General features: G+C 66.2%; 12 protein-coding genes. 6 read left to right on the top strand and 6 right to left on the bottom strand.

Annotated elements, in window-relative coordinates; all coding sequences use genetic code 11:
* Nucleotides 1-7: 7 nt before the first annotated feature.
* Entirely contained in the window at nucleotides 8-3,061 is a 3,054-nt protein-coding gene (locus tag ACZZZN_RS14360) for an alpha-mannosidase (protein ID WP_463505813.1), read from the bottom strand.
* Between the two features lie 176 nt (nucleotides 3,062-3,237).
* On the opposite strand from ACZZZN_RS14360, the gene ACZZZN_RS14355 reads away from it, so the two are divergent.
* Nucleotides 3,238-3,804 carry a dihydrofolate reductase family protein gene (locus tag ACZZZN_RS14355; protein WP_463506602.1) on the top strand — a complete coding sequence of 189 codons (567 nt, stop codon included), beginning with the start codon at nucleotides 3,238-3,240 and terminating at the stop codon, nucleotides 3,802-3,804.
* Between the two features lie 84 nt (nucleotides 3,805-3,888).
* Here the strand turns inward: ACZZZN_RS14355 and ACZZZN_RS14350 are convergent, their stop codons facing one another.
* The 4 genes from ACZZZN_RS14350 to ACZZZN_RS14335 form a co-directional block, all read right to left on the bottom strand.
* The gene (locus tag ACZZZN_RS14350) at nucleotides 3,889-4,488 is read right to left on the bottom strand and encodes a gamma carbonic anhydrase family protein (protein ID WP_463505812.1); all 600 of its coding nucleotides are present in this window, start codon (nucleotides 4,486-4,488) and stop codon (nucleotides 3,889-3,891) included.
* A gap of 3 nt (nucleotides 4,489-4,491) precedes the next feature.
* Nucleotides 4,492-4,881 (bottom strand): cupin domain-containing protein, encoded by a 390-nt coding sequence (locus ACZZZN_RS14345; RefSeq protein ID WP_463505811.1) that lies wholly within the window; start codon nucleotides 4,879-4,881, stop codon nucleotides 4,492-4,494.
* A gap of 43 nt (nucleotides 4,882-4,924) precedes the next feature.
* Nucleotides 4,925-5,443 (bottom strand): hypothetical protein, encoded by a 519-nt coding sequence (locus ACZZZN_RS14340; protein ID WP_463505810.1) that lies wholly within the window; start codon nucleotides 5,441-5,443, stop codon nucleotides 4,925-4,927.
* 154 nt (nucleotides 5,444-5,597) lie between these two features.
* On the bottom strand, nucleotides 5,598-5,816 hold the full coding sequence (locus ACZZZN_RS14335; RefSeq protein WP_463505809.1) for a hypothetical protein: 219 nt from the start codon (nucleotides 5,814-5,816) through the stop codon (nucleotides 5,598-5,600).
* 97 nt (nucleotides 5,817-5,913) lie between these two features.
* Here ACZZZN_RS14335 and ACZZZN_RS14330 point away from each other — a divergent pair, with 97 nt between their 5' ends.
* The 4 genes from ACZZZN_RS14330 to ACZZZN_RS14315 all read left to right on the top strand — a co-directional run bounded on the left by ACZZZN_RS14330 (nucleotide 5,914) and on the right by ACZZZN_RS14315 (nucleotide 8,999).
* On the top strand, nucleotides 5,914-6,663 hold the full coding sequence (locus tag ACZZZN_RS14330; protein WP_463505808.1) for a YfbU family protein: 750 nt from the start codon (nucleotides 5,914-5,916) through the stop codon (nucleotides 6,661-6,663).
* A 160-nt stretch (nucleotides 6,664-6,823) separates the two neighbouring features.
* Nucleotides 6,824-7,606, top strand: a complete 783-nt coding sequence (locus ACZZZN_RS14325; RefSeq protein ID WP_463505807.1) for a hypothetical protein — start codon at nucleotides 6,824-6,826, stop codon at nucleotides 7,604-7,606.
* A 290-nt stretch (nucleotides 7,607-7,896) separates the two neighbouring features.
* Entirely contained in the window at nucleotides 7,897-8,484 is a 588-nt protein-coding gene (locus ACZZZN_RS14320) for a hypothetical protein (RefSeq protein ID WP_463505806.1), read from the top strand.
* A complete protein-coding gene (locus tag ACZZZN_RS14315; protein WP_463505805.1) occupies nucleotides 8,484-8,999 on the top strand; it encodes an RNA polymerase sigma factor in 516 nt (171 codons plus the stop codon). Before ACZZZN_RS14320 ends, ACZZZN_RS14315 begins: the two co-directional genes overlap by 1 nt.
* Nucleotide 9,000: 1 nt before the next feature.
* Here ACZZZN_RS14315 and ACZZZN_RS14310 read toward each other — a convergent pair whose 3' ends face one another.
* Nucleotides 9,001-9,462, bottom strand: a complete 462-nt coding sequence (locus ACZZZN_RS14310; protein ID WP_463505804.1) for a hypothetical protein — start codon at nucleotides 9,460-9,462, stop codon at nucleotides 9,001-9,003.
* Between the two features lie 74 nt (nucleotides 9,463-9,536).
* Here ACZZZN_RS14310 and ACZZZN_RS14305 point away from each other — a divergent pair, with 74 nt between their 5' ends.
* A complete protein-coding gene (locus ACZZZN_RS14305) occupies nucleotides 9,537-10,106 on the top strand; it encodes a TetR/AcrR family transcriptional regulator (protein ID WP_463505803.1) in 570 nt (189 codons plus the stop codon).
* Nucleotides 10,107-10,131 lie beyond the last annotated feature (25 nt).

Raw genomic sequence — 10,131 nt, 5'->3', positions numbered from 1 at the left:
CGCGCGGTCATCGCGCGGAGGTCAGGCGGAGAGTGCAGAGCTGGTACGGAGCGAGATCGAGCAGCGCGCCGGAGGCGGCGGTCGCGCGGGCATCCGTCTGCAGCGCGAGCCGCGGGCCGTCTGCCGGAGCCGGGCGCTCGAGTAGATCCGTCTCGGCGACAGTGCGGTCGCCCAGCGCAGGATGCACCGAGAGGCGTGCCGAGGCGCGGGCACCCTGCGTCTCGTAGAGCCGCACGATCACGTCGCCCGAGCCGTCCTCGGCGAGCTTGATCCAGTCGATCACTGCGTGCCCGCCGAGCAGGTCGAGCGATGCCAGTGTCGGCAGGCCCGGGTGCGCCGATTCCGGGCGGGCGAAGTGCCGAGCCGCCTCGGCCGCGTCGGGCAGCGAGGCGTCGGGGCGCACGGCCCACGCGAACCGGTGGATGCCGAGATCGGCGTCGGGGTCAGGAAAGCGTGCCCCGCGAAGCAGCGACAGCCGCACGGTGGTGCCGATGCCCGACTCGTCGGTGCGTGCGTCGGCGCCGGCGATCGTCGAGGCGAGCACCGCCGCACCACGTGTGCCTTCTGCGACGTGCACGTACCGCTGCAGCGCGCCCTCGAACATCGCCTCGTCGCCCGCGTCGTTGGCGTGCAGCGGGCGCTCGGAGTTGCCGTACTGGGCCTCGAAGCTCGCCGTGCGACCGCGAATAGCGAAGGGCACGGCGACCTTGAGCAGCTGCTCGCGTTCGCGCCAGTCGATCTCGGCCTCGGTCTCGAGCTGTTCGGCGCCCGCGCGCAACCAGGTGGTCGCGGTGAGGTGCGAGTCTCCGAACGAGCGGACCACGCGCACACCCACATCGTCGCCGTCGCGCACTGTCTCGATCTCGGTGACGTCGTGCACGGGGCGGGGGTGGCGCAGCACGTGCCGGTCGAGGTCCCACGCGTCCCAGCGCACGGGCTCGTCGCGGAACAGCACGAACTCGTTCAGGCGAGCGCCGCGGGTGATGTACTCGGTGCCGTTCGCGGTGCGCAGCGAGGTCGCGTGTCCGGTCTCGTCGAACTCGACGCGCAGGATGCCGTTATCGAGGACGGTGCGCTCGGCATCCTCCACGACCTCGGTGGCCGTGGAGAGGTTCTCGGATGCCGGGGCGAACGCCCCGGCATCCTGCAGTCGCGAGGTGGCGCGCTCGAGCAGCTCTTCGAGGCGCGCCTCGGTCTCGGCATAGAAGTCGCGGGCCTCGCGGTGCACCCAGGCGATGGAGGTGCCGGGCAGGATGTCGTGGAACTGGTGCAGCAGCACGCCCTGCCAGATCTCCTGCAGCTCGGCCGCGGGATAGGTGGCGCCGGTGAGGATCGAGGCGGCGGCCGAGGCCTGCTCGACCTCGCGCAGCAGTGCCTCGGAGCGACGGTTGCCGCGCTTCATCGCCTGCTGCGAGGTGAGCGACCCGCGGTGCAGTTCGAGGTAGAGCTCGCCGTGCCATACGGGCGAGATGGCCGACGTCGAGGGCAGGTCGCGCAGCTCCTGCTCGGCGTCGCGGAAGAAGTCCTCAGGCGAGCGCGAGGTCACCCGGGGTGCGCCTTCGAGGTCGGCGAACCGCTGCAGACGCGAGGCCATCTCGCGGGTGGGTCCGCCACCGCCGTCGCCATAGCCGTAGGCCAGCAGGGCGTGGGTCGCGATGGCCTTGTCCTTGAAGTTCGAGACCGTGTGCGCCAGCTCATCGGCCGTGACGCTCGCGGCGTAGGTGTCGGCCGGGGGGAAGTGCGTGAAGACGCGGGTGCCGTCGATGCCCTCCCACCAGAAGCTGTGGTGCGGGAAGACAGTCGTGTCGTTCCACGAGATCTTCTGGGTGAGGAAGACATCCGACCCCGAGCGCCGTGCGATCTGCGGCAGGGCGCCGCTGTAGCCGAACGAGTCGGGCAGCCACACCTCGCGGCTGTCGAGGCCGAAGCGGTCGGCGAAGTACGCCTTGCCGAGCACGATCTGCCGCACGAACGATTCGCCGGCCGGGATCACACCGTCGACTTCGACCCACATGCCGCCGACCGGCACGAAGCGGCCTTCGGCCACATAGCGCGAGACGCGCTCGAACAGGTCGGGGTAGTGCGTCTCGAGCCAGTGGAAGTGCTGGGCAGACGTCATCGTGTAGATCAGGGTCGGGTCGCTGTCGAGCAGGGCGAGCGCGTTCGAGACGGTGCGACCGAGCTTGCGCACTGTCTCGCGCAGCGGCCACAGCCAGGCCGAGTCCATGTGCGCGTGCCCCACCGCGGTGACCTCGAGGGTGCTCGCGTGGGCGGGCCGTGCCAGCAGCGGTTCCAGCACCGCGCGGGCGGTGACGGCGGATGCCACGGCGTCGCGCTCGTCGTAGATGTCGAGCGCCTCTTCGATGCCGCGCAGCAGTCGCCAGTAGCGGGGGGAGTCGGGAGTGAGCGTCTTGACGAGTTCGCCGCACACGTCGAGGTCGACGGCGAACTCGTAGACCTCGCGGCGGAACACGGCCAGCTCGGCCGTGCGCAGAATGAACTCCTCGAAGTCGGGAGCGCCCTTCTCGCCGTGCTCGGTGACGACGAAGGGAGGAAGGCCCAGAAGCAGCGGGTTTGCGGCGGCCTCGATGTAGAGGTCGACCGAACCGTCGTCGTCGCTCGCGATGGCCGGATGCGTGTTCGTGCCGTGCACGCGCACCCAGCGCTGCTTGGGGTGCAAGCCCTTCACCGGCACGCCGTCGCGCGAGTGCACGAGTGCCTCGGCGTGGCCACCCACCGAGTGGTCGAACCAGCCGAGGTCGAACAAGAGTTCGACCTCGCCCGACACGTCGGCGGGAATCCGCCCCTCGACGTGGAACCAGCGCGTCGCCCAGGCCTGGCCCCACGGGCTGCCGACCTCGAAGGGCGAGTACGACGCCGGTGCGCGCCCCGCGTCGTCGCCCAGGCCGAGGGCATGCCGCGCCGTGACGGGCTCGCCGTCGTCGGCGACGAGCCAGGACGACACGTCGACGTCGGCGACGTGCTGATGGATGAGCGGCGCGATTCGGTCACGTCGCACTCGCGTGAGACGCTCGAAGGTATCGCGGAGGTGGTCGTGCATCGGGGCCCTTCTTCGTCGGAGGTTGCTGTCCAGACTATAACGCTTTAGTTGGAGCGCACAACAAAGCTCTGATACACCGGTTCTGTGGTGGCTGGTGGTGCCGCGTGGCTAGCCTGAGGCATCCCGGTCTCAGCTGTGGGGCCGGGAACATGCCCGCATCGAAGGAGATCGGCGAGATGAGACCGCTGCGCTACGCGATCAACGTCACGCTCGACGGCTGCGTGCACCACGAGGCGGGCGTCGCGCCCGATGAAGAGCTGATGGGCTTCTGGACCGCCGAGATGCAGCGGGCGGATGCCGTGCTCTATGGCCGTGTGACCTACGAGATGATGCAGTCGGCCTGGCGTCGCCCGGCATCCGGAGTGTGGCCCGACTGGATGGAGTCATGGGAGCATCCGTTCGCGGATGCCCTAGACCGGATGCCGAAGCACGTCGTGTCGAGCACGCTCGATGCGGTCGACTGGAACGCCGAGCTGGTGCGCGGCGACCTCGGACAGGCGGTGCGCTTGCTCAAGGCGCAGCCGGGTGACGGGCTGTCGGTCGGTGGCGTGACGCTTCCGTTGGCGCTGGCCGAACTCGGACTCATCGACGAGTACACGTTCGTCGTGCATCCGGTGCTCGCGGGGCATGGGCCGCGGTTGCTCGACGGATTGAGTGAGCGGGTGCGACTCGAACTGGTGGAGCGGCGGGAGTTCGGGTCGGGAGCGGTGATGCAGCGGTACCGGTCTATGGGCGGTGCTTGATCACTCTGGGACAAGGGCTCACCCGCTACCGCGAGTCGGGGCTCGACGCCCCGATCAACTGGTCATGGCGTCCGAGAATGGCCGTCAGCTCTGGTCGAGAGCGACGTCATCGCGGTGGTGCCCGTAGAACTGCGATTGGCTGCGCATCACGTCACGCATCGACGCGTCGTTGCCGACCCCATAGACGGTGCCGACAAAGTCCAACTTCCGTTGGATTTCCCAGATCTCATCGTGACGGTCAGCCGGCAGAATGTGGGCCGGGTTCCCCACGGCGACCCAGCCGATCGGCACGACCATCCCAGGATCGACGGTGGTGTTCACCTGGACGACGCCGTTGATTCGCACCTCGGCACCTGCACCGATCACACTCGCTGGGAACAGCGATGCCCCGGTGGCGATGAACGCCTCGTCTTCGATGGTGCTGCCGTTGATGTGCGTGTGGGGGCCGACCATGACGGCGGCTCCCACCACTGCGGGGTGTGTGGCCCTGCCCCGCACGAGGGCGTGCTCCATGATGACGGTGTCTTCGCCGATGGACACGAACCCGTCTTCACCGCTGAGGACCGCACCGTGGAGCACGCGAGCACCGGCAGCAACTCTGACGTCACCGACGAGCATGGCTGACGAAGCCACGTACGCCTCCGGATCGACCGACGGTTCGAGGTCGCGGTGTCGAATCAACATCTCTCACTCCCGATCGGATCGGTCATCGTCGCCCAGTTCGCGAAGGGGCGAGGTCATATCCCCTCCGGCGTCGCCGGTGTTGACCGTTCCGTGCGGTTCGAACAGCAGCGCCTGAACCTCGTTCTCGGCCTTGGGGCAGTGCTCGACACCCTTGGGGACGACGAAGATGTCCTGGGGCCCGAGAACGACGTCGCGGTCACGGAGCTGAATCGTCAACTCGCCGCTCACGACGAGGAAGAGCTCGTCTGTGTCGGGATGCGTGTGCCACACGAACTCGCCGTGAAGCTTGACGACCTTCACGTCGTAATCGTTGATGCTGGTCAGACGGTGGGGCTGCCATGGGTCCGAGATGGTGGACAAAGCCGCCAGCACATTGTGAACGTCGTTACTCATGGCTCCACCGTAACGATTCCACCTTCTGGGTCTTCCCACCCGGTCAGGGCCCGGGGCGGCTTCGACGACGACGAGCTGATGCGCCCCCGGACCGCCGAGATGCCGCTCGAGGCGGCCCGTACCGGTCGACCTTCTGATCGTCGGTGACGCCGAGCATGAGCGCTGCGGTCGTGTTCGTCGTGCCGTAGACCATCCCGATCCCCATGACATCGCGGAGCCGCGGCATCTGCTCGAACGGGATGACGTGACGGGCCGGCGCTCGCATCGGGTAGACGGCGCCCTCGGCGTTCGTCCACTCGCCTTTGATCATCTGGTCGTAAAAGACCCCGGCGAAGGACCGTGCCATGTCGTCGATGTACTCGGCCGGCACGTTCGGGTTGTCCTTTTTCGTGAAGTGGAACGAGATGAGGTTCATCGCCGCGCCCGGGACGATCCAGTGGTTCCGGGACGCCGGGTTCATCGTCGCGAGAAGACGTGCACCCTCGATACGGAGTCGCGAGACGAGTATGTTCCAGAACGCCTCGGGCAGCAGCGCCGCCTCATCGACGCACGCGAGCGCCACCGTCGAACCCTGGATGCGTCCGACGGCCTCGGCGTTGTGTGCACCGATGACATGACCTCACGCCTCAGGATGCGGGCTGAGAGTGCGCCGGACGTGTAGTGGATCTGCGCGCGAGACGCGGACCGCTCGATCTCGTCAAGCCTCATCCGGAGTCTCACCGCGGTATATGTCCGCGGCTACCCGCCGCGAGATTCACGGCACGCGCCTCGGTTGCGTGTTTCGTCTCTGACCGGTCAAAGGTCAGACCGGCGTGGTGGCAGATGTTGGTGACGGATCCGGCGCTGATGTCGATACGGCGAGCGATTTCGTCGTGTGCGTGTCCCGCGGCGTGGAGCGCGAGGACTTCGGCCTTCTGGTATTCGGAGATCGCCATGGTCGTTCGCCTCGACTCGGGCCTCTTGCCCTCTGCGACATGCGAATGTAATCTAGTATGACAAGATGACAAACACGTCATACGCGAAAGGAAGATCATGGCAGTATTGAACGTCCGACTGGACGACGACGTTTACGAGAGGCTGAGGCACCTCGCGGAGGCCGAAGGCGCTTCCATCAGTGAGTTCGTCCGCGACCGTCTGCTCGAGTTTGTAGTCCCGGTCTCGGTGGAGCACGGCGACGAGCCGGCACCGGAGTCGTTCTCAACGAGGGACCGCCTCGTCCTGTCGTTGTTGCACAGGATTCTGGGTCGTGTACTCCCCGAGGACGCGAACGGGGAGGAAGGCAAATTGGAGGACCAGCTTCAGAGGGCAGCGATCCTCGAGTCCGGCTTCGCTGGCGAGTACTGGCTCGAGGTGGCAGGCTTTGAAACCGAGCTTTCGCTGCAGGATTGCAGGCGGGTGGTCGACATCCTCGAGATGTTCCGGATCATCACCTTCAGCGTCGAGCGCCTCCAGAAGAAGGGGGAGAAGCTCGACGAGGGGCTGCTTTATGGACTGCGCTTTCGCGGTTTCGACCACAACAACGCGCTCGAAGGACACATGGCGCGGTACGTCCGGTACCAGATGCGTGATAAGAACCGGTGGTCCGAGCTCCAGCCTCAGGCCGAGGCGGCAGACAACGGGAACTCGCACATGCGCATGCTTGAGGCCTACATGCGGATGCTCACCGAGTTCCGGAGGATCATGAAGCCGCGTGAGCGTCGTTTCGATGTCGATGCCTACCACCTGACGGTTGAAGAACTCCGTGCGATTGATGCCGCAAGCATCCACCCTTCTAACCGCTGATCCCGGCACATCGAAGCCCCGGTGTTCTCTGCGTGAGGGCCGGGGCTTCGGTCTCGGCGGACTTGTCCACCATCTACGTTCGATCGTGCACCAAATGCGGCTTTTGCTTATTTTTGAGCTATCGAACACGCCGTGAAATCTCACCACACGAAGGAACCCATTGATCGAACAAGCGAGCCCGGTGCCTGCCGCACTAGACCATGACCTCTTCCAGTGGTTCGCCGAGATCTGGATTCCCACCGCTCTAGGCCTCGTCACAGTATTTGTGTCCGTCGTCGCACTGGTCATCTCACATCGCGCAACTCTCCTCGCCAATCAGGTTGAGGAGCAACGAGTAGCGGCTGAACACACCCGCGATCGCCGGGCAAGCGAAGAGCGCATGCAGGACATGGCGGTGACGGAAGCGCGAGCGTTGACGCGCTGGGTGAACGCTGCAGCGAAGACCCATCGTTGGAGGCGCGCCGAGCTAGACAAGGTGAGCGAATCTGTGCATGGCCCGACGCTCGAAGCAGAGGCGCGTGTGTTGCTGGAGCAAAGCCTTGTGCCAGGGGCGGACGAACTCCTTGAACTGGTCGAGCTGGAAGTCGATCACCTCTACGACTACGTACCTGACGAGATGTACATGCCGGACCGCCGCGTCTCTGGCGACATCTACGCCCGCAGCAAATTGCTCGAGGGGGTAACGCCGTATCGGAGGGTGCGGGTGCTCTCGTTGATTCGCCTCTGGGCTATCGATCCCGCCGGCGCTATCCCGGATATCGTCTCTGCGCTAGACCACGCCGAGCGAAGCCCCGAGGACTACTGGGACTATCGAAAAGGTCTATCGGAGACGGGGCTGCCTCCGCTGTCAGACCTTCCTCGACCGCCTGCGAGATTTGAGCGGCGTCGCGCGTTCTTCGTTGAGAGAGGGGTCGTGACGCAACCTCCAGAGGTCGAGTCCTAGATTCTGTGATCTAGGACCAACCGCTGGAGGCGTTCTTGGGGCTCCCGAGAGTCATCGCCTCGTCGGAACTCCGCGCGGTCTTCCTCGCCGGATCGTCGGCTTAACCCGGATCGCGGCCTTCGCGACCACGATCATTCGGAGTTCGTGTCGGGGGCGGGGATGCAGAGCTATCGGCCGCGTCTGTGAGCGTGCCGGCGGCAGAAGTCCGGCGAGTTTCTGACAGCTCGGACAATACGCAGCCCTGCGGACATGTACTGCACAAAAGACGTCCGCGAGAGAGGCTTGCATCGATGAACGACAACGAGCTCGGAACGCTACTGCGCGATGCCGCACCGCAGGTCACGACGCCCGCCGACCTCGACGCTCACAGCACTCGAATCCTGCGAGAGGCCAGGCAGCGTCGAGGGCGTGGCATGCGCTGGGTGGTCGGAGCGGTCGCCGGCATCGTGGCCATCGGCGGGGGTTCGGTCGCGATGGCAGGTGGCGGCAACGAGACGCCGTGGGGATGGGTCGCCGACAACGTCTTCAATATCGAGAGCACCAACGGCTCGGCATGTTTCCAAGGATTCCTGGTCAAATGGGAAGGCCTGGCCGAGGACGACCCGATCGTGCAAGACGCGAAGACGATCGTCGGCACGATGGACCTCGAAGCCCTCGACCTCACGGCAGCAGAGGCTGCGGTGCGCGACGACTACGCGAATGCCGTCGACGAAGACGGTGAGCGGAGTCCGATCGAGGCCAGCGATACCGAGGTGACGCGCGACGCCGTCAACCGCGTCGTCGCCGAGACGCTGTTCGCGGAACTCGAAGCTCGCGGACATGAGATGTCGCCAGGACACGAGGTCAGCCTCTACTCGCAGTCGACGGAGTGCCGTTGATGGGCGGCGGTGAATCAGCCGCCCGGTTCGATGCCCTCATCCGCCGGAACGGCGAGGATCTGTCTCGCTACTTTCAGCGACGGATGCTGAACTCAGCCGACGCCGCTGAGGCCTATGGGGAGTTGCTTCTCACCGCGTGGAAGATCAGGCGCAAGATGCCGGCCGATGAGCTCGATGCCCGGATGTGGCTCTTCGCCACCGCGCGGAACGTGCTGCTGAACTCGCGACGCTCGCTTGCCCGGCGCTCAGCGGCCGTCCAGCGGTTCGTCGAGGATGCGCGCTCGATGCATCCGACCTCCGACAGCGACGGCCTGTCAGCGGAGGTCAGGGAAGCGATCGAGTCGCTCAGCGCCGATGACGCGGAGCTCGTGCGGCTCGTCTACTGGGATGGCTTGCGTTCGCATGAAGCAGCGGCCGTGCTGCGGATCAAGCCGTCGACCGCTCGATCTCGTCTGTCGAGCGCGAAACGTCAGATCCGCGCGAGGCTCGAAGCAACCTCCAGGGCATCGACGTGAGTCACACGGTCCGGCGTCTGCGCTTCATCCAGAGCGCGGTGAACCCCGCGTATGCACCGAAGATCGCGATGTACCCCAGCACGAGGATCCATGGCCCGGGCCCGTTCTGGTACCACCAGGCCACATAGAGCAGGAATGGCACGCTGCCCAGCGCTCCTCCGAGGCCCGCTCCGGCGTTGACCTTCCACCCGACGGATCCGCCCGCCGCGTTCGTCGACATGCGCCTGCCGATGTATGCGCCGAGCGCAGCGGTCAGACCCGAGACGATCCCCGTGATGACCGACGGAATCATCATGAGAAAGAGGATCCATCCGAGACCGGCTTGCGAGTCGGGCAGGTGAGGGATCATCATCGCCGCCTGCACGGCCGCCATCACAACTGGAAAGAGCACGAACCCGAAGACGGTGAGTGCGAGCGTCGGAACGCGCTGTGCGGATGTCTCGGCTGCCACGGATTCCCCCATGCGGCGACTCTATCCTCCGCGGCGACGGCACCATCGCGGAGAGCAGCGGCCCCGCACCTGAGTAGCCTTGTCAGGTGCCCCGCCCCCGAAGTGAAGCCGCGCGCCAGTCCGTGCTCGAGGCGATGCGCGCCGCCGTCGTGGGTGGTTCCTACGAGGCCGTGACGATCGAGGGACTCGCGGAATCCGCGGCAGTCTCGAAGCAGACGATCTACCGCTGGTGGCCGTCGAAGGCGGCGATCCTCGGAGAGGCGCTGCTCGAGGGAGAGATACCTCTCGCGGAGGCATCCGTCGCGACGAGCGACGACCTCCGGGCCGACCTGCACTCCTGGTTCTCCGCGATGTCTGCCGGGATCGCGAGACCCGAGGGTGTGGCACTCGCGCGGGCTCTGATCGCGGTGACCGCCACAGACCATGAACTCGGGCTCGCACTCAATGAGCGGCTCGCGGCGCCGATCCGGGCGTGGGTCGCTGAACGGATCGCGCGTGGTCAGGTCGACGGGCAGGTGCGGGCCGACGTGGATGCCGACGCGATCGCCGACCAGCTCATCGCCATGGCGTCGTATGCCGCACTGATCGGTCAGCCGTTGAGTGCGGAGCGGGTGGAGGAGACGGTGACGCGGCTGCTGCGGGGGATCGCGCGGTAGGACGGATAGTCGGAGGATCTGGGAA

The organism is Microbacterium sp. AC145, assembly GCF_979258505.1.
The sequence above is the reverse complement of the archived record's forward strand: the minus strand, read 5'-3'. Positions and strand labels throughout refer to the sequence as shown.

Bases quoted from the DNA above. Each gene is read 5' to 3' on its own strand.
- ACZZZN_RS14360 (WP_463505813.1), bottom strand. From the start codon at position 3,061: ATGCACGACCACCTCCGCGATACCTTCGAGCGTCTCACGCGAGTGCGA.
- ACZZZN_RS14355 (WP_463506602.1), top strand. From the start codon at position 3,238: ATGAGACCGCTGCGCTACGCGATCAACGTCACGCTCGACGGCTGCGTG.
- ACZZZN_RS14350 (WP_463505812.1), bottom strand. From the start codon at position 4,488: ATGTTGATTCGACACCGCGACCTCGAACCGTCGGTCGATCCGGAGGCG.
- ACZZZN_RS14345 (WP_463505811.1), bottom strand. From the start codon at position 4,881: ATGAGTAACGACGTTCACAATGTGCTGGCGGCTTTGTCCACCATCTCG.
- ACZZZN_RS14335 (WP_463505809.1), bottom strand. From the start codon at position 5,816: ATGGCGATCTCCGAATACCAGAAGGCCGAAGTCCTCGCGCTCCACGCC.
- ACZZZN_RS14330 (WP_463505808.1), top strand. From the start codon at position 5,914: ATGGCAGTATTGAACGTCCGACTGGACGACGACGTTTACGAGAGGCTG.
- ACZZZN_RS14320 (WP_463505806.1), top strand. From the start codon at position 7,897: ATGAACGACAACGAGCTCGGAACGCTACTGCGCGATGCCGCACCGCAG.
- ACZZZN_RS14315 (WP_463505805.1), top strand. From the start codon at position 8,484: ATGGGCGGCGGTGAATCAGCCGCCCGGTTCGATGCCCTCATCCGCCGG.
- ACZZZN_RS14310 (WP_463505804.1), bottom strand. From the start codon at position 9,462: ATGGGGGAATCCGTGGCAGCCGAGACATCCGCACAGCGCGTTCCGACG.